Below are 25255 nucleotides of genomic sequence, written 5' to 3'. Positions count from 1 at the left end.
TGTGTACTCCCCTGACCTCGTGTGCCTGGGGTCTTTCGTCCTCACTGAGTCTCGCAACCTCTCGCCGGTACGTGCTCGAAGAAAATCAGACACGCGTGGGGCGCATGGGATTCTGTCCGGCTGGGTAATTGGAACACAACCCGTACCAGATCGGCCAACCGAACATATCCCATCACGCGCACCCAAAGGGGCACTTTGGGTGCATATCGCCTTACGTGTTTTAGGCCGGCCGGAAAGAATCCCGCTCGGCCGGCGCCGCGTGCTTGATCATCAGGTGCCGCGTCACTGAATACTCCTGCACCGCTTCCTGGCTCATGTCCTTGCCGAACCCGCTGCCCTTCACCCCGCCGTGCGGCGCCTCGCTGGCGATGGGCAGGTGATCGTTGACCCAGGTCACCCCGACATCGAGCCGATGCGAGACCCGCATCGCGCGCCCCACGTCACGTGACCACACCGACGAGGCGAGGCCATATCTAGTGTCGTTGGCCAGCCGCACCGCTTCGTCCTCGCCATCGAATGGGAGCGCTACCAGGACCGGTCCGAACAGCTCTCCCTGCACGATCTCGCTGGTCTGTGCGACATCGGTCACCAAGGTAGGCGGGTAGAAAAACCCGGGGCCCCCGATTGGGGAGCCGCCGTGCAGCACCCGTCCACCGGCCCGCTCGACGAACCCGTGCACCCGGTCGCGGTGCGCGGCGGAGATCAGCGGGCCGATGTCCGTGGCCGGGTCCCAGGGGTCGCCGACGGAGATTTCGGCAAGAGTTGCCCGAAGCGCCTCCACGGCCTCGCCGTAGACCTCGCGGGCGATGTAGACGCGGGTGGCCGCCGTGCAGTCCTGCCCGGTGTTGTACGTCGCCCCCATGGCCACGCCGTGGGCCATCTCCGCCAGGTCGGCGTCCTCGAACACCAGCGCCGGCGCCTTGCCGCCCAGCTCCAGGTGCACCCGCTTGAGCGTGGCCGCCGCGCCGCTCATCACGGCCCGGCCGGTCTCGGTGGAGCCGGTGACGCTGACCATGTCCACGCCGGGGTCGGTGACCAGCGCCTGGCCCACCGCGGCGGCGCCGGTGACCGCCTGCACGAGGTGGTGGGGCGCGCCCGCCTTGGCGAACAGCTCGGCCAGCCGCAGCGTCGTGCGCGGCGTCTGCGGCGCCGGCTTGATCACCACGGCGTTGCCCGCCGCCACCGCCGGGCCGACCTTCCAGACGGCCATCACGAACGGGAAGTTCCACGGCGCGATCGACCCCACCACCCCGACGGGACGGCGCTGCAGGACCGAGGTGTAGCCGGGGCTGAACACCCCGGCGCCGGTGCCGTCCAGCGAGCGGGCGGCTCCGGCGAAGAAGCGCAGGTTGTCGACGGCGAACGGCAGCTCGCCGTCCCTGAACACCGCGGCCGGCTTGCCGGTCTCCTCCACCTCCAGCCTGGTCAGCTCCTCGGCGTCGGCCTCCACGAGGTCGGCCACGCGCAGCAGCAGCCGCTGGCGCTCGGCGGGGGTGGTCTGCGACCACTCCTCGAACGCCGCGCGTGCGGCGCGTACGGCCGACGCCACCTTCTCGACCGGCGTATCCGGAATTTCGGCACATGCGAGGCCAGTGGCGGGGTTGATCAGTTCACGCATCAGGAAGACTTCATCTCTCAGGGTTGTGCTGAGTGCTACTGGCCGAGCTGCTCGATCAGGTCGGCGGCCTTGCGCAGGCCGTCACGACGCCGGATCTCCTCGCCCGCGGCGGCGAGCCGCGCCCGCAGCTCGGTGTCGCCGAGCAGCTTGGCGACCGCCCCCGTGAGTTCCTCGTCGGTGAAGGTGTAGGTCGAGAGCCTGACACCATAGCCGAGTTCATCGACCCTCTGGGCGTTGTCGTACTGGTCCCAGAACAGCGGCAGCAGGATCATCGGCTTGCCGAAGTGCAGCGCCTCGGTGGTCGTGTTGTTGCCGCCATGGGTGATGACCAAGTCACACAGTGGGATGATCTTAGTCTGCGGAACGAACTCCGCGCCCCACATGTTGTCGGCCAGCTTGATCTCCTCGTGCAGCGGGCCCTTGGAGACGATGTACTGGTGCGGGGTGGTGGCCAGCACGTCGATCACCCGCTGCATCAGCTCCACGTCGGAGGAGCCCAGCGAGCCGAGCGAGAAGTACACCAGCGAGCCCTCACCCCGCTGGAAGGGCAGCGTGAAGTCCTCCTCCGTCTCGCGCACCGAGGAGTCGAGGCGGTGCCACGCCGGGCCCAGCGGGCGCTCGTCGGTGTAGTCGAGGATCTCGGGGTAGACGTAGAGGTTCAGGTCGCCCTCGTGGATGAAGTCGAGGTCGGGCAGCGGGGCGGTGCCCTGCTCGACGCACCACTCGTTGAAGGCGGTCCACAGCTCGCGGTGGGTGCGCTCGTACTCGGCGCGGAAGGCGTCCCACTCGGAGCGGTCGCCGGCGGGCAGACCGGAGAAGACCGGCGGGATGTTCTCGCCGCGCATCTCGAGCGGCTGGCAGGAGACGATGCGGACGAACTTCTTGCCCGCGGTGAGCAGCGCCGGGAACGTGATCACGTTGTCCTCGACGATGACGTCCGGGTTCACCCGCTCGATGATGGCCTTGAGCTGCGGCTCGCAGTACTTCACGCCGTCGATCAGGCTCTCCCAGATCGGCTTGGTGACGGTCTCCTGCTGCTCCAGCGTGGACTTGCGGTACTCCGGCGCGGTCTCGCGGATGAAGTCCTTCCAGAACTGGCCGGGGTCCTGCTCCTGCTCCTCCTCGGCGGGCGGGGCCAGGTCGACCAGGTCCTCCTCGAAACCGAGCGCTTCGAGCTTGCCCTTCCAGGACGCCTCCGCGGCGAAGACGACGCGGTGGCCGCGGCGGCGCAGAATGTCGCCGATGCCGATCGAGTTGTTGGTGGGGCCGTAGGCGCTTTCCGGCATGAACAGGAACGTGAGAGACATCGCGACTCCGGGGGAACTCGTCAATTTGAAGAGGAATTCAAAAACGGATCTAGCGTGAAGGTCAACTTAAGGGCACTATGGTCACGGCTAACTGAACAGCAGCCAAACGAGTGAAGGTGGTGAGGGTGGCTCAGCGCAAAAGCCGCAGCGACCGGCGGCTCGATCTGATCGAGGCCGCACGCAGGGCCATCATCCGCCATGGCATCGACGGTGTACAGCTGTCGCACGTCGCCGAGGAGGCGGGCCTGACCTCGGGCGCCGTGCTCTACCACTACCCCGATCTGAGCGAGCTGCTCGTCGAGGCGCAGCACGCGGGCATGGAGCGTTTCTACGAGCAACGGCTGCGCCAGCTCGCCACGCTCACCGACCCCGTCGAGAAGCTGGTCGTCACGATCAGGTCGGGGCTGCCCACCGGGCCGCTCGACCCGGACGTGCGCCTGCTCAACGAGCTGGGCGGGGCCGCGGGCCGCATCCGCGTCTACGGCGTGCTGCTCACCTCCCTCTACGACCGGCAGGTGTCGATGTACCAGGCGATCCTGGACACCGGGGCGGCGCTGGGGGTGTTCAGGCTGAGCGCCGGCTCGCTGACGATCGCGCGCAACCTGGTGGCCCTGGAGGACGCCTACGGCTACCGCATCACGGCCAGGCACCCCCTGATCGGCCCTGACGAGGCGGCCGAGCTCATCCTGTCCTACGCCCGCGCCGCCACGGGCAACGACCTGAATCACTGATCGGCCGCCATGATGACGGCGTCCTCGGCGTTCCAGCGCACCTTCACCTTGGCGCCGGGACGCACGGAGGCGGCCCCCTGCACGGCCACGAGCACCGGCTTGGGGTGGTCGGGCACCTCCACGGAGATGTGTGAGACGCCGCCGTAGAAGCTCACGTCCAGCACGTCGCCTGCCAGGCCCCTGGCCGCGGTGCCGTCCGCCAGCTCGATCTTCTCCGGCCGGATGGCCAGCAGCGCCGCCGCGCCGGCCTCCAGCTCCGCCAGCGGAGTGCCGGCCAGCATGCCGAACTGCTCGCTCTTGATGCCGTCGAGGCCGCTGGCCTCGCCCCGGAAGAGGTTGTTGGCGCCGACGAAGTCGGCCACGAAGGGCGAGCGGGGCCGCTCGTACAGCGGGATGGGCTCGTCCACCTGGCGCACGGTGCCGCTGTCGAAGACCGCGATGCGGTCGGCCAGCGACATGGCCTCCTCCTGGTCGTGCGTGACGACCACGAAGGTGATGCCCACCTCGTGCTGCAGCCGCTTCAGCTCCAGCTGCATGTCGGCGCGGACCTTCTTGTCCAGGGCCGACAGCGGCTCGTCGAGCAGCAGCAGCCGGGGCCGCTTGACGATGGAACGCGCCAGCGCCACCCGCTGCCGCTGGCCGCCCGAGAGCTGGGCGGGCCTGCGGGAGGCGTGCGCGGACAGCCCCACGGTCTCCAGCACCTCGCCGACCCGCTGCTTGATCTCCTGCCGGGGCAGCTTCTCCCGCTCCAGGCCGTAGGCCACGTTCTTGGCCACCGTCAGGTGCGGGAACAGCGCGTACGACTGGAACATGAGGCTGATCGGCCGCCGGTTCGGCGGCCGGGACAGCAGGTCCTCGCCGTCGAGCGTGACCCTGCCCTCGTCCGGCGTCTCGAAGCCGGCGATGATGCGCAGCAGCGTGGTCTTGCCGCAGCCGGAGGGGCCGAGCAGGGCGAAGAACTCACCCTGCTCGATCTCCAGCGATACCTGGTCGAGCGCGGTGACGCTCCCGAACCTGCGGGAGATCCCGTCAATCTTGAGCACGCGACTCCCCGATCTTGGTCAGGCGCTGCCCGGCGATCACCGCCGTGAAGCTCACGAGGAGCAGGATCGCCGCCAGCGCGTTGATCTTCGGGGTGACCCCGAAACGGATCATTGAGTAGATGACGATCGGCAGCGTCTGCTCGTTGTTGCCGATCGTGAAGTACGCGATCACGAACTCGTCCAGCGACAACGTGAACGCCAGCAGCGCCCCCGCCACGATGCCCGGCGTCAGCTGCGGCAGCGTGACCTTCATGAACGTCACCACCGGCCCCGCCCCCAGATCGCGCGACGCCTCCTCCAGCGAGGTGTCGGCGCCGGTCAGCCGGGTGCGCACCACCGCCGCGACGAACGCCATCGAGAACAGGGCGTGCGCCAGCACCACGGAGTACAGGCCGAGCGTGAGCTGGATCGTCCCGTAGAAGACCAGCAGCCCGATGGCCAGCACCAGGTCGGGCAGCACGGCGGGCATCAGCGCGAGCGCGTCCATGATCTTCGACTTGGTGAACCTGGCCAGGCCGACGGCCATCATCGTGCCGAGCACGGTGGCGATCACGGTGGAGCCGGTGGCCACGATCAGCGTGTTGACCAGGCCGTCCAGGATCCGCTCGTCCTCGGCGAGCACGCCGTACCACTTGAGGCTGAAGCCGTCGAAGGTGTACGCCGACTCGCCCGAGTTGAACGACATGATGACGAGCACGGCGATCGGCAGATACAGGAAGACGTACGAGAGCCAGAACGGCACGTACAGCAGTTTCGGTCTACGCACGGCGGGCCGCCCAGGCTTGCACGATGAGCAGCACGACCAGCACCGCGATGAGCGCCAGCGACAGCGTGGCGCCGAAGGGCCAGTCGCGCGCCGACAGGAACTGGTTCCTGACCAGGTTGCCCACCATGATCGACTTGTTGCCGCCCAGCATCTCGGGGATGACGAAGTTGCCGAAGCTCGGCACGAACACGAACAGGCTGCCGGTCAGCACGCCCGGCACCGTCAACGGCAGCGTCACCTTGCGGAACGTGGTGAACCCCGACGCGCCCAGGTTGGCCGAGGCCTCGCGGAGCTGCGGGTCGAGCTTCTCGATCGCGGCGTACAGCGGCAGCACCATCAGCGGCAGGTACGAGTACAGCAATCCGGCCACGATCGTGCCCTGGTTGTAGAGCAGCTCGAACGGCCCCAGCCCCAGCTTGGCCAGCGCCGAGTTCACCAGCCCCGGCCCGCTCAGCAGGATCGTCCAGGCGTAGACCCGGATGATGAAGTTCGTCCAGAACGGCAGCACGATCGCCACCAGCGCCAGCGTCTTCCACCTGCGGGGGAGCTGCGCGATGAGGTACGCCGTCGGATAGCCGATGAGCAGCGCGGCCACCGTCGTGATCGCCGCGATCTTCAGCGAGTCGCCCAGCACGCTGAGGTAGAGCGGGTCGAACAGCCGCTCGAAGTTCTCGGTGGTGAACTCGTAGACGACCCCGCCGAAGCGGCCACGCTGGAAGACGGTGTAGCTGAACACCAGCGCCAGCGGCACCAGCATGAGCACGACCAGGTACGCCAGCCCTGGCGACAGGAAAACGAACGCGCCCAGCCAGCGCCCGCGCGAGCGGGACACTGGCTGGGTCTTGACTTTCGACTTCACAGTGACAAGGGCTTAACTGGCCGTGACGTCCTGCTGGAGCCGGGTGTACTTGGTCGACGCCTGACCGAGGTCGATGGCGGCCTCACCGGCGAGCAGCTCGGCCGGCGTGGTGCCGAGCAGCGAGCCCTTGGCGATCTTCACCTGCTCCATGGCGGCCTTGTTGGGCACCTTGTAGTTGATGTTCTCGGCGGCCCAGGAGTGGATCTCGGGGCTGAGGATGTAGTTGATCAGGGCGTGCGCGGCCTCCTTGTTCTTGGAGGACTTCATGATCACCATGGTGTCCACCCAGAGGTCGCTGCCCTCCTTCGGCACCGCGAACTTGATGTTGCCCTTCGGGTCCGTCGTCGGGCACCAGCCGTCCCACGCCTCGGCCATCACGGCCTCGCCGGACACGAGCCGGTCGCCGAAGGTGGTGTCGTCGTAGCGCAGCAGGTGCGGCTTCTGCGCGACGAGCAGCTCCTTGGCCTTCTCCAGCTCCTCGTCCTTGTCGGTGTTGATCGAGTAGCCGAGGGACTTGAGGGCGGGCAGGGCCAGCCAGCGCTCGGTGGCGAGCATGGTGACCTTCTTGTCGGCCCAGGCCGGGGGCTTCAGCAGATCGTTCCAACTCGTCGGCTCGGACTTCACCAGGTCGCTGCGATAGCAGATGCCGGTCGTGCCCCAGGTGTAGGGGACGGAGTACTTGTTGCCCTTGTCGTAGGAGAGCTGGGTGGCCTCGGGGTAGAGGTTGGCCAGGTTGGGGATCAACTCGTGGTGCATCGGCTCGAGCAGGCCCTGCTCGTTGAGCGCCTGGGCGTACTGGCCGGAGACGAACGCCACGTCGATGCCGCTGTCACCGGGGGCGGTGAGCTTGGTCATCGCGACCTCGTTGGTCTCGTGCAACTGGATCTGCACGTTCTTGATCTTGAGCTGCTCCATCGCCTTCTGGGGCAGCTCCTTGGGCGTGTAACCGTCCCAGACCGTGATCTGCACAGACTGCTTGGAGAGGTCCGCGTTGGGCTTGAGCTGGTCGGCCGCCGCTACCGTCGTGCCATCTGAGCTTGACGACGACTCACCGCCGCACGCCGCGACGGCAAGCGCGAGTCCGGCCGCCGCGGCGGCGGCCGGGAGACGACGGGTGAACCGGGTACGGGACACGGCCGCTACTCCTTCTGAAATTTGGCTGTTTGAGGGGTCGCGCGACCTTACCGGACACAGCGGACCAGACCAGGAGTGTTGCAGCAGAAATCAACATGAGCAAGACTTTTGATGACATTGCTACCTGGAAGTTTGGTCCACCTGTTGAATTGGGATTCAATAAGTCGTCGCTTGATCTCTCTCGGTGAGAGGCCCCTCACCGCGCGAGATCGAGGGCTCACAGCCGCGCTCCTGGCGCAGTTGGCGGACGAGGTGCCACCGCCCTTCGCCGTACGACGCTTCCTCCCGCTGCCCACCTTCTCGCACGGTCCTGGAGATCTCCACACTGGGGCCCCAGGTGAACGGGATTTCGGATCACACGTCGACCAGACCAACTACTCGGTGGTGGTCGGCGAGCGCGTCGTGGTCAAGTGGCTCACGCCACCCGTGCCGCTCCCGCATCCCACCCCCGACATCTTCGCGCACCTCGTTGATTCAGGATTCAACGACACTGCGCCGCCTTACGCGGCTCTGACCGGGGTGTTGGACGGGCGCGAGCACCTTCTGGCTCTGGTCACCGGGTATCTGCCCGAGGCTCGGGACGGGTGGGAGTGGTGCGTGGACGAGGCGGTGGCGGGCTCGGTCTCCTTCGCCACGGAGCTCGGCCGCCTGGCCGCCGACCTGCACCTCGCCCTGTCCACCCTGCCGCCCACCGCCCCGGCCGGCCCGGCTGCCGTAACCGTGGCCGGGGGCGAGGGCGAGGGCGAGCGTAACGATGCCCTTCGCGGCGACCGCTCTGGCGCCGGTGCGGCGAGAGGGCGTACGGCGGAGCCCGGCGCGACGCGTACGGCGACCAGGGCGTACGAGGCACTGGCCGAAGCGCTGGAGCTGACGGGCGGCGACGACGGCGAGTGGCTGGCCGCCGCGGCACCGGCCATGCGCCAGGAGCTGGCAGCCCTGGAAACCCCCACCACCACCCCCCGGATCAGGATCCACGGCGACCTCCACGTGGGCCAGATCCTCCGGTGGCGCGACGGCTACGCCGTCATCGACTTCGACGGCAACCCCACGGTCACCGACGCCGACCTCCACCAACCGGCGGCCAGGGACGTGGCCCAGCTCACCACCAGCCTCGAACACGTCGCCCAGGTGGCGATCAGAAGACGATCCACCCCACCGGCCGACGCCGCAGCCTGGGCGAACAGGGCCAGAGCAGCCCTGCTCACCGCGTACAGAGAACGCCTGGCCGCCAAGCACCGCCCGGACCTGCTGGACGAGACCCTGATCCGCCCGTTCGAGGTGGAGCAGGAGTGCCGCGAGCTCATCTACGCCGCCCGCCACCTCCCCCGCTGGCGCTACGCCCCCATGGGCGTCCTGCGCACCTGGTACGGAGCAGACCTTCGCAAGGAGAACATCGCGTGAATTCTGAGCTCTACCTCTCCGACCTGGAGTCCAAGCCGGCCCATCTGGCGGCCCTGGCCGACGCTCTGCGTACCGGGGACCCCTTCCTCCACCTGCCGGAACGCATCGACCGCGTGCTGTTCCTCGGCATGGGCAGCTCCCGCTACGCCGCAGGCGTGGCGGCCCTGCGGCTGCGCACGCTGGGCGTGAACGCGCACGCCGAGTACGCCTCGGCCGCCGCGAGCCTGCCGAACGCCGAAGGCACCCTGGTCATCCCGATCTCGGCCACCGGCTCCAGCAGGGAGACCATGGACGCCACAGCCAGGTACGCGGGCGGCCCCGCCTTCGTGGCGGCGGTCACCAACCAGCCGGGCTCCCCGCTGGCCGAGGCCGCCGACCTGGTGGTGGACCTGCGGGCGGGCGAGGAGCGCGGCGGCGTCGCGTGCCGCACGTTCCAGCACACGCTGGCCCTCCTCCTGGCGCTGGAGTCGAAGCTGACCGGCCGCGCGAACGACCTGCCCGCCCTGCTGGACCGGGCCGCCAAGGCCTCCGCCGACCTGCTGGACCGCAGGGACGAGTGGCTGCCACTGACGATGGAGCTGCTCGACGGCCCGAACGGCGTCTACACGATCGCCCCCGCCGAGCGGCTGTCGTCGGCGGAGCAGTCGGCGCTGATGTTCCGTGAGGGCCCGCGCCGCCCGGCGGACGCGTGCGAGAGCGGCGACTGGTCGCACGTGGACGTGTACCTGACCAAGACGCTCGACTACCGCGCGCTGCTGTTCCCCGGCTCCCGCTACGACGATCAGGCCATGGACTGGGTGCGGCGGCGCGGCTCCACGGTGATCACCGTGGGCCCCGAGGTGCCGGACGCGACGGCCGCGATCAGGTACGCCGACGACGAGGACCCGGACGTCGCCCTGCTCACGGAGACGCTGGTGGCGGAGCTGGTCGCCGCCTACTGGTGGTCAGCCCAGTAACGCATCAGGACCGGTAGCGCGTCAGGCCGGGTGGCGCATCAGTACGACCGCACGGTCAGCGCGTGCTCGACCAGCGTGATCAGGGTGTTCTTGACGGCCTGCCGCGCACGCGCGTCCGTCCGCACGATCGGCACGTGCGGGGAGAGTGTGAGCGCCTCCCGCACCTCGCTCTCGATGTGCGGGAACTCGCCGTCCCAGCCGTTCAGCCCGATCACGAACGGCAGCGCGGAGTCCTCGAAGTAGTCGACGGCGGGGAAGCTGTCGGCCAGCCGCCGGGAGTCCACCAGCACCACGGCCCCGATGGCGCCGCGCACGATGTCGTCCCACATGAACCAGAACCGCCGCTGCCCCGGCGTGCCGAACAGGTAGAGGATCAGGTCCTGGTCGAGCGAGACCCGGCCGAAGTCCATGGCCACGGTCGTGGTGGTCTTGCCGGGGGTGTGGCCGAGGTCGTCGATGCCGTGCGAGGCGTCGGTCATCACCGCCTCGGTGGTCAGGGGCATGATCTCGGAGACGGAGCCCACGAACGTGGTCTTCCCCACGCCGAATCCGCCCGCCACGACGATCTTCGTGGAGGTGAGCCGGCTAGAGCCTGCGAAGTCCACTCAACACCCTTTCGAGCAGGCCCCTGTCAGGCAGGCCCGCCTCAAGCTGCGGCTGGTACACCTTGACCAGCCCGTCGGCCTCCATGTCGGCGACCAGCACCCGCGCCACGCCGATGGGCACGCTGAGCAGCGCGGAGATCTCCGCGACCGAGCGCACCTGCCGGCACAGCTCGCTGATCGCCCGGTATTCGCGCGCGTACGTGGTGCCGAGCTGCGCCGAGGTCGCCGACGAGACCAGGGCCTCCATGGCCAGGTCCGTACGCGGGCTGGTGCGCCCTCCGGTGACGGCGTACATGCGCACGAGCGAACTTCGTTCGGGTTCCTGCTCGCCGTTGTGCCACGATGCCATGGTTCACTCCCCATTCACCACGGGCGCGTGGCGGAGAGCTCCGCCCGTACGGCAGGTGTGAGCACCTGCCCCGCGCGCTCCACCAGGATCGTCATCTGGTACGCGACCAGGCCCATGTCGCAGTCGGGTGCGGCCAGCACCGCGAGGCAGGAGCCGTCGCTGATCGACATCACCAGCATCAGGCCGCGTGCCATCTCGATGAGGGTCTGGGTGACACCGCCGCCCTCGAAGACCCGTGAGGCTCCCCCGGTCAGGCTGACCAGGCCGGCCGCGATGGCGGCGAGCTGGTCGGCGCGGTCCTTGGGGAAGCCTCTGGAGTAGGCCATGGGCAGGCCGTCGGCGGAGACGACGACGGCGTGCGCGACGCCGGGGACCTCCTCGACGAAGCCGCTGACCAGCCAGTTGATGTCCCTGGCGGCCTGGCTCAGCTCCTTCATGAGTCCTCCTCGTCGAGCTCGGCGCGTCCCTTGCGCATGCCCTGCTGGTAGCTGGCCAGCCTGCTGCGGAGACGGTCGGGGGACACCGGTGGCCCGGGAACGGGTGGCGGCGGCTGCGGGCTCGCGGTCCCCGGTACCAGGTTCGCTCGCGGCGTGCGCTTGGGCAAGCCCGAGCTCGTGGTACCGCCGTTGGCGGGCTCCGCCGTCGCGTCGGCGGCCTGCCAGGCCTGGTCCGATGGGGTGGTCCAGGCGGTGTCGCGGTGGTCGGCGGTGGGCGCGGGCTTGCTGAACCAGCCGCTCTCCTCCTCGACGGAGGCGAAGATCGGCAGGTACTCCTCGCCCGTGGGCGGGGCCGCGACGGGGGGCAGGTCCGCGGGTGACTGCCCGTTGGAGGAGTGCGGGCGGGCCGAGCTGAACCAGGACGACGGCTCGGGCGCGGGTGGCACGGTGTCGAACGACGGATGCCCTCCGGTGGCGAACGACGGGTACCCGCTGGGCTCGACCGGCGGCGCGGAGGGGTAGGAGGGCAGCGGCCGGAGCACCGAGCCGGGACGCGGCACGTCCAGCGGCGGCTCCAGCGGCGGCTCCATCGGCCTGTCCATCGGCCTGTCCATCGGCCTGTCCATCGGCCTGTCCATCGGCCCTGCCCCACCGCCCTGCCGCGGCACCTGCACCCGCGGATCCGCCCCCGGCACCGCGGTCAGCAACATCGGCGGGATCAGCACCATGGCGGTCAGCCCGCCGATGTCCTGCCGCCTGAGCTGCACGCGGATGTTGTGCCGCAGCGCCAGCCGCCCGACCACGAACAGCCCCATCCGCCGCGACACCGACACGTCCACGACGGGCGGGTTGGCCAGCCGCCAGTTGGCCTCGGCCAGCTCGTCCTGGGCCATGCCGATGCCGTTGTCGGTGACCGACATCATCAGGCTGCCGCCGTCGATCCGGCTGCTGGAGATGATCACCTTGGTGTCTCGGGAGGAGAAGGAGACGGCGTTCTCGACCAGCTCGGCCAGCAGGTGCACCACGTCGGTGACGGCCTGCCCGGCGATGGCGACGTCGGACTGCACCTGGATGCTGACCCGGTCGTAGCTCTCGACCTCGCCGAGGGCGGCGCGCACGATGTCCATCAGCTCGACGGGCTCGCTCCACTTGCGGGCCGCCTCCTGGCCAGCCAGGACGAGGAGGTTCTCGCTGTTGCGGCGCATGCGGGTGGCCAGGTGGTCGAGCTTGAACAGGTCGCCGAGCCGGGCGTCGTCACGCTCGCCCTGCTCCAGCCGCTCGATCAGGGTGAGCTGCCGCTCGACCAGCGTCTGGCTGCGCCTGGAGAGGTTGACGAACATGGCGTTGACGTTGGAGCGCAGCTTGGCCTCGTCGCCCGCCAGCCGCACGGCCTCGCGGTGCACCTTGTCGAAGGCGCGGGCGACCTCGCCCACCTCGTCCTTGGAGAAGATCCCGATGGGCGGCACCTCGGCGGTGACCTCGCCGTCGCGCGTCTCCCGCAGGTGCTGGACGAACTCGGGCAGCCGCCGCCCGGCGATCTCCAGGGCCTCGCCGCGCAGGCGGCGCAGCGGCCGGACGAGTGACCGGGCGACTCCGGTGGTGATCAGCAGGATGGCGACGAGCAGCGCGAGCACGGCGCCGGCGGTCAGGAACGCCCGGCTCCGCTCGTCGGCGCTGAGCGCCTCGCTGCGGGTGACGATGCCCTGCGCCTGGCGCTCCTCGACCTTGCGCATGGAGTCGACGACCACGCCGGCCGCGTTGAACCACTCGGTGGCGTCGTCCTTCCTGGCCTGGTCGAGGCCGCGTAGCGGCAGCCCCTTGGTGGCTCTGATCAGCACCAGCTCGCGCAGGAACAACATGCGGTCGGCGGATCTGCCGTTGACGGTCTCGTCGAACAGGCGCCGCTCTTCCGCGGTGGCCTCGGCGGCGAAGCCTCTGCGCTCGGTGGCCTCCACGGACTGCTCGCCGAGGAAGCGCTTGAGCTGGTCCTGGTCGAAGGCGCCTTCGACGAGCACGACGGTGACCAGCGCCTGCTGGTAGGAGACGCTCTCCTTGGCGCGGGCCAGCCCGTCGAGCATGCTCGTCTGGCGGAACAGCTCGTCGTCCACGCTGCCCTTGACCAGCTCGTTGTGCACCGAGAGCAGGTCGTCGACGACCGTGGTGTAGAGCTCCACGGCCGGTCCGGGCAGCAGGTTGGCCTCCAGCGCCTGCTTGCGCAGGGAGGAGAGGTCGTCGAGCCGGTTGAGCAGGTTCTCGAGCTGGTCGGCGGTACGGCCGGTGGACTCGGTCATGAGCTGCCCGGCGATGCCGCGTACCGTCCTGGCCGCCAGGTCCACCTGGTCCATCTGCGCCTGCACCTCGGACAGCCCGTCGGCGGGCCGGTTGCGGGCGATGTACCAGGCGGTCCTGGCGCGCTCGCCGGAGACGAGGTGGGTGAGCCCGGCCAGCTCGGCGGAGAGCCGGGCGAACTGGTTCGTCCGCGCGTAGTCGGAGGCCGCGGACGTCGAGGCGAGCACCTGGATGCCGCCCAGCAGGACGGCCGCCGCCGTCGGCACCATGATGAGGGCGACGAGTCGTGCCCGGACACGCCAATTGCGCAGCCGCCAGCGGCTCTCGCTGGCCTGCTTGACGCCCAGCTCTCTACTCACCGCACGCACCTCGCCCGAATCGGCGTATTTGAGGAGTCTGTGTCCTGGGGGAAATCAGCAAGTGCCGGTTATTTGAACACACCAGATGGCTCGTGGCCAAGCGAACATAACGCGACAAAAGATGGTTCGCGTGACTCATGAGGATAGAACCTGGCGCTCCATGCCGGAAGCACCATCGACACGAAATAAACCTTTAACAGAATAAATGTCCACTTATGGGCGATTAGCGCGTTCCAATCGAGTAACACGGTTGACCCTCCGCCATCTCTTGACAGCCGCGGCGTTGAGAATCTCGCCATTGGCGACATATGTTGAGCCACGTCAAACGAGGAGGCGAGTGTGGGAGTTTCTCCCGACAACGCGGCAATCACCGTTGCGGGCCTGTGGAAGATCTTCGGCTCCAAGGCACAGAAAGTGCTGGACAGCGAGGACAGACACCTCGAACCCGCCGCGCTGAGGGAGAAGACCGGCTGCACCGCCGCCGTCCGTGACGTGAGCTTCGAGGTACGCCCCGGCGAGGTCTTCGTCGTCATGGGCCTGTCCGGCAGCGGCAAGTCCACCCTCGTCCGCTGCCTGACCAGGCTCATCGAGCCCAGCGCCGGTGAGATCAGGATCGCCGGCGAGGACATCCGCGCCGCCTCCCCCGCCCGCCTGCGTGAGATCCGCCGCCACCGGGTCAGCATGGTCTTCCAGCACTTCGGCCTGCTGCCGCACCGCAAGGTGATCGACAACGTGGCGTACGGGCTGGAGATCCAGGGCACCGCCAAGCAGGCCAGGCACGCGCGCGCCGGCGAGATCCTCTCGCTCGTCGGCCTCGACGGCTACGCCGACGCCTACCCCGACCAGCTCTCCGGCGGCATGCAGCAGCGGGTGGGCCTGGCCAGGGCGCTGGCCGTGGAGCCCGAGGTGATGCTGTTCGACGAGCCGTTCAGCGCGCTCGACCCGCTGATCAGGCGCGACATGCAGGCAGAGGTCATCAGGCTGCACCGGGAAGTCGGCAAGACGATGGTGTTCATCACGCACGACCTGTCCGAGGCGCTCAAGCTGGGCGAGCGCATCGCCATCATGCGGGCCGGCTCGATCGTGCAGCTCGGCACGGCCGAGGAGCTGGTGGGCGCGCCGGCCGACGACTACGTGGCCGACTTCGTGCGCGACGTGCCCAGGAGCCACGTGCTGACCCTGCGCTGGATCAGCCGCGACCCCGAGCCGGGCGAGCCGCTCGACGGGCCCGCGTTACCGGCCACCACCCTGATCAAGGACGCCGTCGGCGTCGCCTCCTCCTCGTCCCGGCCGATCAGGGTGGAGGACGGCGGCGAGCTGGTGGGCGTGGTGGACCGGGTGGACCTGCTCGCCTTCCTGTCGGGCCAGGCCGCGGCATGAGCAGCACGGCCGTCCCGTCGCCCACCCGGCTCGCGGGGCTGCCGCGCTGGGCCGCGCCGGCGGGGGTCGCGGTGCTGTTCGTGGCGGCGTACCTGGTCTTCCGTGGCACGGGGACGTTGCCGCACGACAAGGAGGCGCCGCAGTTCCTGGCCGTCACGGAGCTGCGCGAGTGGATCGACGACCACCGCAACGACAACCCCCTCTTCCTGTACTTCCTCAACTACATCCGGCTCTTCGTGGGCTCGCTCTACACGCTGTTCGAGACCGTCCTGTACGCGCTCGGCTGGCCCGGCATCACCGGCGTGATGGGCGCGCTGGCCTGGCTGGCGGGCGGCTGGCGGGTCGCGCTGCTGGCGGTGGCGGGGGTCAGCGCGTTCGGCGTGCTGGGGCTGTGGGAGTCGAGCGTGGACACCCTGGCCCTGGTCGCGGTGGCGGTGCTGCTGTCGCTGGCGATCGGGATCCCGATCGGCGTGTGGGCCGGGCTCAACGCCCGCGTGCGCAAGGCGGTCACGCCGGTGCTGGACGTCATACAGATCATGCCGACGTTCGCCTACCTGGCGCCGCTCGCGCTGTTCTTCCACATCGGGGCGCCGGCCGGGGCCATCGCGACGATGATCTACTCGATCCCGCCCGCCATCCGCATCACGGCCCTGGCCGTCTCGGGGGTCTCCCCCACGGCGGTCGAGGCGTCCGCCTCGCTGGGCGCCACGCGGCGGCAGACGCTGTTCAAGGTCTACCTGCCGCTGGCCAGGCCCACGATGGCGCTGGCGATCAACCAGACGATCATGATGGCGCTGTCCATGGTCGTCATCGCCAACCTCATCTCGGCCCCCGGGCTGGGCGGCGACATCATCCGCGGCCTGTCCAGGGCGCAGGTCGGCATCATGCTGCCGGCCGGCATCGCCGTCGTCGTCATGGCGGTGGTGCTCGACCGGATGATGATGGCGGTCGCGCGCCGCGACCCGCACGCCAGGATCGGCCGCGCCCGCCTCGTCGGCGCCGGCGTGCTGGCGGCCGCCGGGCTGGCGCTCATCCCGGTCCTGCCGAAGCTCTGGCCGGAGAGCCTCACGCTCAACCTGGTCGCCGAGGTCAACGACGCCGTGCGCTGGGCCGAGGACAACTGGTTCGCGGTGACCACGTGGATCAAGGACACCACCTCCCACCTCCTGCTCAACCCGCTGGAGTCGCTGCTCACCTCGGCGCCGTGGTGGCTGGTCGCGCTGGCCGTGCTGACCGTCGCCTGGCGGGTCAGCGGCGTGCGTCCCGCGCTCACCGCGCTGGGCTGCCTGCTGGCGATCGCGCTGCTCGGCGTGTGGGAGCACACCATGCAGACGATGACCACGGTCGCCGTCGCGGTGCTGGCCACGCTCGTCATCGGCCTGCTGCTCGGCGTCGCCGCGGCCCGCTCGCCGCGTTACTCGGCCGTCCAGCGGCCGCTGCTGGACGCCGCGCAGACGATGCCCGCTTTCGTGTACCTGCTGCCCGCGCTGGCGTTGTTCGAGACGACCAGGTTCACCGCCATCTTCGCCTCCGTCATCTACGCGGTGCCGCCGGTGGTGCGCCTGGTCGAGGACGGCATCAAGGCCGTGCCCGCCCCGGTCGTCGAGGCGGCGCTCTCGGCCGGCTCCACCCCCGGCCAGCTCCTGTGGAAGGTGCAGCTCCCGATGGCCAGGCGGGCCATCCTGCTCGCGGCCAACCAGGGCATCGTGATGACCCTGGCCATGGTGGTCGTCGGTGGCCTGGTCGGGGCGGGGGCCCTCGGCTACGACGTGGTCACCGGGTTCTCCCAGCGCACCGACTTCGGCATGGGCTTCGTCGCGGGCGTCGCGACCGTCCTGCTCGGAGTCATGCTCGACCGCATCACGCAGGGCGCCGACAGGCGTCCTTCCCCCCGAAAGAGGAAGCTCACATGAAGATTCGCCTGCTCGCAGGCCTCGTCGTGCTGGGACTGGCCGCCGCGGGCTGCGGCGGGGCCACCGTCGACACCAGCACCTCCGGCACCTCCGCCCCCGCGCCCGGATCCAGCGCCCCCGCCTCGGCGGCGGGCGGCACCGTAAAGATCGCGATCAACCCCTGGGTGGGGTACGAGGCCAGCGCGAACGTCGTGGCGTACCTGCTGAAGAACGAGCTCGGCTACACCGTCGAGCTGCCCGAGATCAAGGAGCAGCTCGCCTGGGAGGGCTTCGAGACCGGCGACGTGGACGTCATCATCGAGAACTGGGGTCACCCCGACCTGAAGAAGCAGTTCATCGACGAGAAGAAGGTCGCCCAGGTCGCGGGCTCCACCGGCAACAAGGGCGTCATCGGCTGGTACATCCCCAAGTGGATGGCCGACGAGCACCCCGACATCACCGACTACAAGAACCTCAACAAGTACGCGGAGCTGTTCAAGACCTCCGAGTCGGGTGACAAGGGCCAGCTCCTGTTCGGCGACCCGTCGTACGTCAGCAACGAGGAAGCCCTGATCAAGAACCTCAAGCTGAACTACAAGGTCGTCGTCGGCGGCAGCGAGGCGGCCCTGATCAAGGGCGCCCAGCAGGCGCAGGAGCAGAAGAAGCCGCTGCTGTTCTACTTCTGGGACCCGCACTGGCTGTTCAGCAAGACCGACCTGGTCCGGGTCAACCTGCCCGCCTACACCGAGGGCTGCGACGCCGACCCCAAGAAGGTGGCCTGCGACTACCCGGAGATGGACCTGGACAAGATCGTGAGCACGAAGTTCGCGCAGACCGGCGGGAAGGCGTACGAGCTGGTCAAGAACTTCAACTGGACCAACGAGGACCAGAACGCCGTCGCCGACGACATGACCAACAACGGCATGACCGGCGAGGAGGCCGCCAAGAAGTGGGTCGAGGCCAACACGGCCAAGTGGCAGGCCTGGATACCCAAGTGATCACCGCCCCGCGCGCCAAGACGCTTTCCGGCATGCTCGTCGTGGCCCTGCTCCTGGCGGCCTGCTCCAGCGGCGAGCCGGAGTCCACGGCCCAGGCCAAGGGCACGGTCAACATCGACATCCACGCCTGGGTCGGGTACGAGGCCCAGGCCGCCGTGCTGGCGTACCTGCTGGAGCACGAGCTGGGTTACCGGGTCAACAAGCGGGCCGTGAAAGAGGACCAGTCCTGGCGCGATTTCGAGACCGGCAAGGTCGATGTGATCGTGGAGAGCTGGGGTCACAACGACTGGAAGAAGGAGTACATCGAAGAGAAGAAGGTGGCGTTGTCGGCCGGTCTCACCGGCAACAAGGGAGTGATCGGCTGGTACGTGCCGGAGTGGATGGCCAAAAAGTATCCCGACATTACGGACTACCGAAACCTCAATAAGTACGCCCCTCTCTTCCGGACCGAAAAAACCGGAAATGCCGGACAGGTCCTGGACGGAGATCCGACATTCGTCACAAATGACGAGGCTCTCGTCAAGAACCTCAAGCTCAATTACCAGGTCGTCTACTCGGGCAGCGAGGCCGCGCTGATCAAGGCGGCCCAGGCGGCGACGAAGAATCGGACACCGCTGCTCATGTATTTCTACGAGCCGCAATGGCTGTTCACCAAGGTCAAACTCGTCAAGGTCGCGCTCCCGGCCTACGCCGTGGGCTGTGACGACGTGCCGTCCGCGGTGGCCTGCGACTATCCGCCGTACCTGCTGGACAAGATCGTCAGCCGGCGGTTCGCGGAGCGGGGCGGGCAGGCGTACGAGCTGGTGCGCAACTTCAACTGGACCAACGACGACCAGAACACCGTGGCCGGCTTCATGGTCAACGACAAGCTGAGCGCCGAGGACGCCGCGCGGCGGTGGGTGGACGAGAACAAGATCGTGTGGAAGGACTGGATCCCCCGTTGAGGTTCGACTACGTCATCGTGGGCGGCGGCTCGGCCGGCTGTGCCCTGGCCAACCGGCTGAGCGCCGATCCCTCGACGTCGGTGCTGGTGCTGGAGGCGGGGCGGCCCGACTACCTGTGGGACGTCTTCATCCACATGCCGGCGGCGCTGATGTTCCCGATCGGCAGCCGGTTCTACGACTGGAAGTACGAGTCGGAGCCCGAGCCGCACATGAACGGCAGGCGGATCTACCACGCCCGGGGCAAGGTCCTGGGCGGCTCCAGCAGCATCAACGGCATGATCTTCCAGCGTGGCAACCCCCTCGACTACGAGCGCTGGGCCGCCGACCCGGGCATGAAGCACTGGGACTACGCGCACTGCCTGCCGTACTTCAAGCGGATGGAGAGCTGCCTGGCCGACCCCGGCACCTCCTTCCGCGGCGGCGACGGCCCGCTCAAGCTGGAGCGCGGCCCGGCGCGCGGCCCGCTGTTCGAGGCGTTCTTCGAGGCGGTCCAGCAGGCAGGCCATCCGCTGACCGACGACGTCAACGGCTACCGGCAGGAGGGCTTCGCCGCCTTCGACAGGAACATCCACCGCGGCCGCCGGCTCAGCGCCGCCCGCGCCTACCTCCACCCCGTGCGCCACCGGCCCAACCTCACGGTCAGGACCCGCGCGTTCGTGGAGAAGGTGCTCTTCGAGGGCACCCGCGCGGTCGGGGTGCTCTGCGACGGCGAGCGCGTCGACGCCGCCGAGGTCGTCCTCTGCGGCGGCGCCATCAACACCCCGCAGCTGCTCCAGCTCTCGGGCGTGGGCCCGCGGGCGCTGCTGGAGCCGCTGGGCATCGACGTCGTGCACGATCTGCCGGGCGTCGGCGAGAACCTCCAGGACCACCTGGAGGTCTACGTCCAGCACGCCTGCCGGCAGCCCGTCTCGCAGCAGCCCTCGCTGGCGCTGTGGCGCCGCCCCTTCATCGGCGCGAACTGGCTCTTCCTGCGCCGCGGCCCCGGTGCCACCAACCACTTCGAGGCCGGAGGGTTCATCCGCTCCAACGACGAGGTGGCCTACCCGAACCTGATGTTCCACTTCCTGCCGATCGCCGTCCGCTACGACGGCTCCGCCCCGGCGGGCGGGCACGGCTACCAGGTGCACATCGGGCCGATGTACTCCGACGCCCGCGGCTCGGTCCGCATCACCTCCGCCGACCCGCGCAGCAAGCCCGCGCTGCGCTTCAACTACCTGTCCACCGAGCAGGACCGCAGGGAGTGGGTGGAGGCGATCAGGCACGCCAGGCGGATCCTGTCGCAACCGGCGTGGGCGGGCCTGGACGGCGGCGAGATCTCACCCGGCCCGTCGGTGCAGACGGACGAGGAGATCCTCGCCTGGGTCGCCAAGGACGGCGAGACCGCGCTGCACCCGTCGTGCACCTGCCGGATGGGCACCGACGAGCGGTCGGTGACCGATCCCGACACGATGCGGGTGCACGGGCTCGACGGGCTGCGGGTGGTGGACGCCTCGGCCATGCCGTACGTGACGAACGGCAACATCTACGCGCCGGTCATGATGCTCGCCGAGAAGGCCGCCGACCTGATCCTCGGCAACACGCCACTGCCGCCGGAGCCGGTGGACTTCTACCGGCACCGGTGAGGGTCAGCCGGCCGGGTTACGCCGGTTCACCAGCACCTCGACGCCGTCGAGCACCCGCTGCAGGCCGAACTCGAAGGCGTGCTCCGGGCTGTAGGCGGCGTTGAGCGCCTCACCGGCGGCCTGCCCCACCCGGGCGGCCGTCGGGTAGCGGGCGGTGTCGGCGATCCGGCTGAGGAAGGGCGCGTGCGCGGCCCACCACTGCTCGTCGGTGATCCCCGTCATGCTCTCCGCCTGCGCCGCCTCCACCGCACCCCTGGCCGTCCCGTGCACGAAGCCGGTGATCAGGGTGATCACCGAGTCCATCTCCAGGTCGGTCAGGCCGATGCCGTCGACCGCGCGCAGCTCGTAGTCGTACTTGGCGGTGACGTTGGGCCCGAGCACCGGCCGGTTGGCCGCCACCTGCAGCAGCCACGGATGGCGCAGGTAGAGCGCCCAGTTCTCCCTGGCGATCTGCTCCAGCCTGCCCCGCCAGCCGCCCGGCACGTCGTCGGGCCTGGCGGTCTCGCCGTAGACCGTGTCGAGCATGACGTCGAACAGCTCCGGCTTGCCCGGTACGTACGTGTAGAGCGACATCGTCCCCACCCCGAGCCGCTCGGCCACGCGGCGCATGGACAGCGCCTGCAGCCCCTCGGCGTCGGCCACCTCGATGGCGGCGCGCACGATGCGGTCGACGCTCAGCTCCGGCTTGCCCTTGCGGCTGGTGCGCTCGCTGGTGCGCCAGAGCAGCGCGAGGCTGCGGGCGGGGTCGCCCTTCCCCGAGAACTCAACTGTCACCTTCGTACGGTACACCGTACGGTTGCCGATGCAGTCCGTATTGTGTACGGTACGACGTACGATTCGGAAGGGTGACAGCATGACAGCGGTACTCGCGCAGGGACTGCGCAAGACGTACGGCGAGCAGGCGGCGCTGGACGGCATCGACCTGGACGTGCGCCGCGGCACGGTCTACGGCCTGCTCGGCCCCAACGGAGCGGGCAAGACCACGGCCGTCCGCATCCTCACCACGCTCCTGCGGCCCTCGGGCGGGCGCGCGGAGGTCGCCGGGTTCGACGTGGCCACCCAGCCGCGCCAGGTACGCCGCACCATCGGGCTGGTCGGCCAGCACGCCGCGGTCGACGAGCTGCTGACCGGCCGGCAGAACCTGGAGCTGTTCGGCCGCCTCTACCACCTGAGCACGGCCGAGGCCCGCTCGCGGGCGACCGAGCTGCTGGAGCAGTTCGGCCTGGAGCACCAGGGGCCCGCCAAGGAGTACTCGGGCGGCATGCGCCGCCGGCTCGACCTGGCGGCCGGGCTGATCCTGGCGCCGCCGGTGCTCTTCCTCGACGAGCCGACCACGGGGCTCGACCCGCGCAGCCGGGCGGAGATCTGGCGGGCGGTGCGCGAGCTGGTGTCGGGCGGCACCACGGTGCTGCTGACCACCCAGTACCTGGAGGAGGCCGACCAGCTCGCGGACCGCATCTCGGTGATCGACGCGGGCCGGGTGGTGGCCGAGGGCACCCCGGACGAGCTCAAGTCCAAGCTCGGCGGCGACCGGCTCGACGTGGTCGTGCACGACCCCGGGCTGCTGGCGCGGGCCGCCGAGATCATCGGCCGGGTCGCGACGGGGCCCGCCGAGGTCGATCGCGACACCCGGCACGTCAGCGCGCCGGTGAGCGAGCGCGTCCAGACGCTCACGGAGGTCCTGGCCGCCCTCGCGGCGGCCGGGATCGAGGCCGAGGACGTGGCGGTGCGCCGCCCCACCCTCGACGAAGTCTTCCTCAACCTCACCAGCGCCTCCGGAGGTGGCACCCGATGACCACGACGACCCTCGCGGAAGGCCCGCTGACGCGGCTGCGCTGGGCCCTGGCCGACGGCTGGACGGTCGCCCGCCGCGACCTGATCCACTGGGCCAACCAGCCCATGACGGTGGTGTTCGGCATCGCCTTCCCCATCGTCATCACCCTGGCCTTCGGCTACCTGTTCGGCGGCGCCGTGCGGGTGCCCGAGGGGGCGGACTACTTCGCCTTCCTCATGCCCGGCATGTACGGCATGACGATGCTCTTCGGCCTGAGCGCCACCATGATCGCCGTCACCACCGACGCCTCCAAGGGCGTCACCGACCGCTTCCGCTCCATGCCCATGGCCCCGTCGGCCGTCCTGATCGGCCGCGCGATCGCCGACCTGCTCAACTCGGTGCTCGTTCTGGCCGGCCTGCTGGCCTGCGGCCTGGCGGTCGGCTGGCGCCCGGCCACCTTGGAGGGCGCGCTCGGCGCGGTGGGCCTGCTGCTGCTCCTGCGCTTCTCCCTGCTGTGGGCCGGCATGTACCTCGGCCTGCTCAACCGGGACCCGGGCGCCGTGGTGGCGGTGCAGACCCTGGAGTTCCCGATCGGCTTCCTGTCGAACGCCTTCGTCGCCCCTGACACGATGCCGGGCTGGCTGGGCACACTGTCGGAGTGGAACCCGCTGTCCTCGACGGTGGCGGCCGCCCGGGAGCTGTTCGGGAACCCGGGCTGGGGCGGGGACTCGTGGGTGGCCCAGCACGCGATCCTGATGGCCGTGGTCTGGCCGGTGGTGATCACGGCGGTGTTCTTCGTCTTGTCCGTACGGCTCTACCAGCGCCTGGATCGCTGACGGGTCGCCCGTTCCAGCATGACGAAACAGCTCCAGCATCAAGGCTTGCACATGAGATCGCGGAGGCCGTCACGGTACTCCTCCAGCTGGCACCAGGCTTCCGGCGGCCGCTGTCTCATGGAGACAAGCGCAACTTGGACAGCAAGGAGTTCTACGGCGAGCTGATCGACGTCGCCCTGCGACGCGACCAGGGCTGGCTCGACCGCAAGGAGGAGGGTAAGTGAAGTACGACGACAGCGCGCTGGCCGAGATCTTCGACGAGCCCGGCGAGATGGAGGAGATCCGCCGGCGGGCCTCCCGCAGGATGGCCGGGCTGCGCCTGGCTGAGATTCGCAGAAGGATGGGCCTGACGCAACAGGTCGTCGCCGAGCGCATGGGTGTGAGCCAGAAGCGGGTGTCCGCCATCGAGTCGGCCATGCTCCCCCACATCAAAGTCTCCAGACTGGCGGCCTACGCCGAAGCCCTGGGCGGCACCCTGGACGTGTCCATCGACATCGACGATCTCCACTTGACGGTGGCGTGAGAGACCATCCGCACCTGGACCGCTAACCCGACAGAGCCTTCTCGTAGGCGAGCAGCGTGTCGACGAACAGGCGGCGCTGCTCGGGCGTGAGCGGCTCCAGGGCCTGCCGCCACGCCTGGGCGCCGTGGCCGAGCCACTCGTTGATCGCGCCCTGGTGCCGGTCGGCGATGCTGACGATGGTGCGGCGCCGGTCGGCGTCGTCCTCGCGCCGGTCCAGCACGCCCTTCCTGCTCAGCTCCCCCACCATGAGGCTGACCGTCGCCGGCGCCACCTCCAGCCGGGCGGCCAGCTCGTTGACCGTCATCGAGCCGTCGAACAGCAGGTACGCCAGCAGCGACAGGTGCCGGGGCGCCAGCGACAGCTGCCGCACCGCCCGCCAGGCCGCCCTCGACCCGGCCTTCGCCGCCTACCAGGCCGGCACCTCCCGCGTCATCCCCGTCGTCGCGCTCTACCCGGAACGCGAGCGGCTGCGGGCGGTCGGGCAGGAGCTGGTCAGGATCCACACCTACCTCAGGGGCGAGCTGGCCAGACTGCGAGCCGGCGCCTCCGCCGTCGGCGCCTCCGATGCCGGCGCTACCACCGGCGGCGAGGACTTGTGGGCGCACTGCGCGGCCTTCTGCGAGGCGCTCACCTTCCACCACACGGGCGAGGACCGCGTGGCGTTCCCGCACCTGGAGCGGCTGTTCCCCGAGCTGAAAGAGCCGCTGGACCGGCTGCGCAAGGAGCACGCCGTGATCGCCCGGCTGGTCGAGGAGGTACGCGCGGCCCCCGACGCGGCGACGCTGGAGCGGATCGCCGCGGAGCTGGAGGCCCACTTCGCCTACGAGGAGGAGCAGCTCGTGCCGGTGCTCGACTCCTTGGAGGAGGTGCCCTGGGCGAGCTAGTGGACGGCGGTGGCGCGCAGGCGTACGACGTGCTCGACCAGCGAGATCAGCGTCGACTTGACCGACTCGCGGTTACGGGCGTCCGTGCGCACGATCGGCACCCCCGGCGACAGCGCGAGCGCCTCCCTGACCTCGTCGTCGGAGTGCGGGAACTGCCCGTCCCAGCCGTTCACCCCGATGACGAACGGCAGCTTGGCCTCTTCGAAGTAGTCGATGGCCGGGAAGCTGTCGGCCAGGCGGCGCGTGTCGAGCAGCACCACCGCGCCGATCGCGCCCCGCACCAGGTCGTCCCACATGAACCAGAAGCGGTGCTGACCGGGCGTGCCGAACAGGTACAGGATCAGGTCGCGGTCGAGCGACAGCCTGCCGAAGTCCATCGCCACGGTCGTGGTCTGCTTGTTCGGCGTCAGACCGAGGTCGTCGATGCCCGCGGACGCGTCGGTCATGACCGCTTCCGTGGTGAGCGGGAGGATCTCGGACACCGCCCCCACGAACGTCGTCTTCCCGACGCCGAAGCCTCCGGCGACGACGATCTTCGTCGACGTCAG

General features: G+C 69.4%; 25 protein-coding genes. 12 read left to right on the top strand and 13 right to left on the bottom strand.

What is annotated here, in order from left to right; genetic code table 11:
* Positions 1-220 precede the first annotated feature (220 nt).
* Together LCN96_RS09700 and LCN96_RS09695 are read right to left on the bottom strand one after the other, a co-directional pair.
* Complete coding sequence (locus tag LCN96_RS09700) at positions 221-1618, bottom strand: aminobutyraldehyde dehydrogenase (RefSeq protein WP_225272258.1); 1398 nt, start codon at positions 1616-1618, stop codon at positions 221-223.
* A gap of 35 nt (positions 1619-1653) precedes the next feature.
* Positions 1654-2925, bottom strand: coding sequence for a glycosyltransferase (locus LCN96_RS09695; protein WP_225272257.1), 1272 nt, complete (start codon positions 2923-2925; stop codon positions 1654-1656).
* A 125-nt stretch (positions 2926-3050) separates the two neighbouring features.
* Between LCN96_RS09695 and LCN96_RS09690 the strand changes: the two genes are divergently transcribed.
* Positions 3051-3656 (top strand): TetR/AcrR family transcriptional regulator, encoded by a 606-nt coding sequence (locus tag LCN96_RS09690; RefSeq protein WP_225272256.1) that lies wholly within the window; start codon positions 3051-3053, stop codon positions 3654-3656.
* Here LCN96_RS09690 and LCN96_RS09685 read toward each other — a convergent pair.
* From LCN96_RS09685 to LCN96_RS09670, 4 genes are read right to left on the bottom strand one after another with little or no spacing between them, the layout of a single operon-like run.
* Positions 3650-4699 (bottom strand): ABC transporter ATP-binding protein, encoded by a 1050-nt coding sequence (locus LCN96_RS09685; RefSeq protein ID WP_225272255.1) that lies wholly within the window; start codon positions 4697-4699, stop codon positions 3650-3652. The two genes, LCN96_RS09690 and LCN96_RS09685, sit on opposite strands and share 7 nt — an antisense overlap.
* Entirely contained in the window at positions 4686-5465 is a 780-nt protein-coding gene (locus tag LCN96_RS09680) for an ABC transporter permease (RefSeq protein ID WP_225272254.1), read from the bottom strand. The genes LCN96_RS09685 and LCN96_RS09680 overlap by 14 nt, the downstream gene beginning before the upstream one ends.
* Entirely contained in the window at positions 5458-6297 is an 840-nt protein-coding gene (locus LCN96_RS09675; RefSeq protein ID WP_225272253.1) for an ABC transporter permease, read from the bottom strand. Before LCN96_RS09675 ends, LCN96_RS09680 begins: the two co-directional genes overlap by 8 nt.
* Before the next feature lie 39 nt (positions 6298-6336).
* Positions 6337-7458, bottom strand: a complete 1122-nt coding sequence (locus LCN96_RS09670) for a polyamine ABC transporter substrate-binding protein (RefSeq protein WP_225272252.1) — start codon at positions 7456-7458, stop codon at positions 6337-6339.
* Between the two features lie 381 nt (positions 7459-7839).
* Here LCN96_RS09670 and LCN96_RS09665 point away from each other — a divergent pair, with 381 nt between their 5' ends.
* Positions 7840-8859 carry a hypothetical protein gene (locus LCN96_RS09665; protein WP_225272251.1) on the top strand — a complete coding sequence of 340 codons (1020 nt, stop codon included), beginning with the start codon at positions 7840-7842 and terminating at the stop codon, positions 8857-8859.
* Positions 8856-9815 carry an SIS domain-containing protein gene (locus tag LCN96_RS09660; RefSeq protein ID WP_225272250.1) on the top strand — a complete coding sequence of 320 codons (960 nt, stop codon included), beginning with the start codon at positions 8856-8858 and terminating at the stop codon, positions 9813-9815. The genes LCN96_RS09665 and LCN96_RS09660 overlap by 4 nt, the downstream gene beginning before the upstream one ends.
* Positions 9816-9853: 38 nt before the next feature.
* Here the strand turns inward: LCN96_RS09660 and LCN96_RS09655 are convergent, their stop codons facing one another.
* Genes LCN96_RS09655 through LCN96_RS09640 form a run of 4 tightly spaced genes read right to left on the bottom strand, consistent with a single transcriptional unit; the run spans position 9854 to position 13854 of the window.
* Positions 9854-10420 (bottom strand): GTP-binding protein, encoded by a 567-nt coding sequence (locus LCN96_RS09655; protein WP_225272249.1) that lies wholly within the window; start codon positions 10418-10420, stop codon positions 9854-9856.
* Positions 10401-10769 carry a DUF742 domain-containing protein gene (locus tag LCN96_RS09650; RefSeq protein ID WP_225272248.1) on the bottom strand — a complete coding sequence of 123 codons (369 nt, stop codon included), beginning with the start codon at positions 10767-10769 and terminating at the stop codon, positions 10401-10403. Before LCN96_RS09650 ends, LCN96_RS09655 begins: the two co-directional genes overlap by 20 nt.
* 14 nt (positions 10770-10783) lie before the next feature.
* Positions 10784-11206 carry a roadblock/LC7 domain-containing protein gene (locus tag LCN96_RS09645; RefSeq protein ID WP_225272247.1) on the bottom strand — a complete coding sequence of 141 codons (423 nt, stop codon included), beginning with the start codon at positions 11204-11206 and terminating at the stop codon, positions 10784-10786.
* Entirely contained in the window at positions 11203-13854 is a 2652-nt protein-coding gene (locus LCN96_RS09640) for a nitrate- and nitrite sensing domain-containing protein (RefSeq protein WP_225272246.1), read from the bottom strand. Before LCN96_RS09640 ends, LCN96_RS09645 begins: the two co-directional genes overlap by 4 nt.
* A gap of 339 nt (positions 13855-14193) precedes the next feature.
* On the opposite strand from LCN96_RS09640, the gene LCN96_RS09635 reads away from it, so the two are divergent.
* The 5 genes from LCN96_RS09635 to betA are packed head-to-tail and all read left to right on the top strand — an operon-like array spanning position 14194 to position 20690.
* A complete protein-coding gene (locus tag LCN96_RS09635) occupies positions 14194-15234 on the top strand; it encodes a quaternary amine ABC transporter ATP-binding protein (protein ID WP_225272245.1) in 1041 nt (346 codons plus the stop codon).
* Complete coding sequence (locus tag LCN96_RS09630; protein ID WP_225272244.1) at positions 15231-17147, top strand: ABC transporter permease; 1917 nt, start codon at positions 15231-15233, stop codon at positions 17145-17147. Before LCN96_RS09635 ends, LCN96_RS09630 begins: the two co-directional genes overlap by 4 nt.
* A complete protein-coding gene (locus LCN96_RS09625) occupies positions 17144-18124 on the top strand; it encodes an ABC transporter substrate-binding protein (RefSeq protein ID WP_225272243.1) in 981 nt (326 codons plus the stop codon). Before LCN96_RS09630 ends, LCN96_RS09625 begins: the two co-directional genes overlap by 4 nt.
* A complete protein-coding gene (locus LCN96_RS09620) occupies positions 18121-19068 on the top strand; it encodes an ABC transporter substrate-binding protein (RefSeq protein WP_225272242.1) in 948 nt (315 codons plus the stop codon). The genes LCN96_RS09625 and LCN96_RS09620 overlap by 4 nt, the downstream gene beginning before the upstream one ends.
* Complete coding sequence (betA, locus tag LCN96_RS09615) at positions 19065-20690, top strand: choline dehydrogenase (protein ID WP_225272241.1); 1626 nt, start codon at positions 19065-19067, stop codon at positions 20688-20690. Before LCN96_RS09620 ends, betA begins: the two co-directional genes overlap by 4 nt.
* A gap of 3 nt (positions 20691-20693) precedes the next feature.
* On the opposite strand, the gene LCN96_RS09610 is transcribed toward betA, so the two are convergent.
* Positions 20694-21464, bottom strand: coding sequence for a TetR/AcrR family transcriptional regulator (locus LCN96_RS09610; protein ID WP_225272240.1), 771 nt, complete (start codon positions 21462-21464; stop codon positions 20694-20696).
* Positions 21465-21543: 79 nt separating this feature from the next.
* On the opposite strand from LCN96_RS09610, the gene LCN96_RS09605 reads away from it, so the two are divergent.
* The 3 genes from LCN96_RS09605 (at position 21544) to LCN96_RS09595 (ending at position 23823) form a co-directional block, all read left to right on the top strand.
* The gene (locus LCN96_RS09605; protein WP_225272239.1) at positions 21544-22485 is read left to right on the top strand and encodes an ATP-binding cassette domain-containing protein; all 942 of its coding nucleotides are present in this window, start codon (positions 21544-21546) and stop codon (positions 22483-22485) included.
* The gene (locus LCN96_RS09600; protein ID WP_225272238.1) at positions 22482-23300 is read left to right on the top strand and encodes an ABC transporter permease; all 819 of its coding nucleotides are present in this window, start codon (positions 22482-22484) and stop codon (positions 23298-23300) included. The genes LCN96_RS09605 and LCN96_RS09600 overlap by 4 nt, the downstream gene beginning before the upstream one ends.
* Before the next feature lie 220 nt (positions 23301-23520).
* Complete coding sequence (locus tag LCN96_RS09595; RefSeq protein ID WP_225272237.1) at positions 23521-23823, top strand: helix-turn-helix domain-containing protein; 303 nt, start codon at positions 23521-23523, stop codon at positions 23821-23823.
* Between the two features lie 22 nt (positions 23824-23845).
* Here LCN96_RS09595 and LCN96_RS09590 read toward each other — a convergent pair whose 3' ends face one another.
* Entirely contained in the window at positions 23846-24127 is a 282-nt protein-coding gene (locus LCN96_RS09590; RefSeq protein ID WP_263657462.1) for a MarR family winged helix-turn-helix transcriptional regulator, read from the bottom strand.
* Between LCN96_RS09590 and LCN96_RS09580 the strand changes: the two genes are divergently transcribed.
* On the top strand, positions 24117-24707 hold the full coding sequence (locus LCN96_RS09580; protein WP_263657461.1) for a hemerythrin domain-containing protein: 591 nt from the start codon (positions 24117-24119) through the stop codon (positions 24705-24707). The genes LCN96_RS09590 and LCN96_RS09580 overlap by 11 nt on opposite strands.
* Here the strand turns inward: LCN96_RS09580 and LCN96_RS09575 are convergent.
* Positions 24704-25255, bottom strand: a complete 552-nt coding sequence (locus tag LCN96_RS09575) for a GTP-binding protein (protein WP_225275947.1) — start codon at positions 25253-25255, stop codon at positions 24704-24706. The genes LCN96_RS09580 and LCN96_RS09575 overlap by 4 nt on opposite strands.

This window comes from Nonomuraea gerenzanensis (assembly GCF_020215645.1).
GTDB lineage: Bacteria > Actinomycetota > Actinomycetes > Streptosporangiales > Streptosporangiaceae > Nonomuraea > Nonomuraea gerenzanensis.
Note: the sequence above shows the minus strand (reverse complement) of the source record. Positions and strands in the feature narration are given on the sequence as shown.

Excerpts from the sequence above, each read along its gene's own strand:
- LCN96_RS09700 (WP_225272258.1), bottom strand. The coding sequence starts at position 1,618 with ATGCGTGAACTGATCAACCCCGCCACTGGCCTCGCATGTGCCGAAATT.
- LCN96_RS09695 (WP_225272257.1), bottom strand. The coding sequence starts at position 2,925 with ATGTCTCTCACGTTCCTGTTCATGCCGGAAAGCGCCTACGGCCCCACC.
- LCN96_RS09650 (WP_225272248.1), bottom strand. The coding sequence starts at position 10,769 with ATGGCATCGTGGCACAACGGCGAGCAGGAACCCGAACGAAGTTCGCTC.
- LCN96_RS09645 (WP_225272247.1), bottom strand. The coding sequence starts at position 11,206 with ATGAAGGAGCTGAGCCAGGCCGCCAGGGACATCAACTGGCTGGTCAGC.
- LCN96_RS09630 (WP_225272244.1), top strand. The coding sequence starts at position 15,231 with ATGAGCAGCACGGCCGTCCCGTCGCCCACCCGGCTCGCGGGGCTGCCG.
- LCN96_RS09625 (WP_225272243.1), top strand. The coding sequence starts at position 17,144 with ATGAAGATTCGCCTGCTCGCAGGCCTCGTCGTGCTGGGACTGGCCGCC.
- LCN96_RS09605 (WP_225272239.1), top strand. The coding sequence starts at position 21,544 with ATGACAGCGGTACTCGCGCAGGGACTGCGCAAGACGTACGGCGAGCAG.
- LCN96_RS09600 (WP_225272238.1), top strand. The coding sequence starts at position 22,482 with ATGACCACGACGACCCTCGCGGAAGGCCCGCTGACGCGGCTGCGCTGG.
- LCN96_RS09590 (WP_263657462.1), bottom strand. The coding sequence starts at position 24,127 with ATGACGGTCAACGAGCTGGCCGCCCGGCTGGAGGTGGCGCCGGCGACG.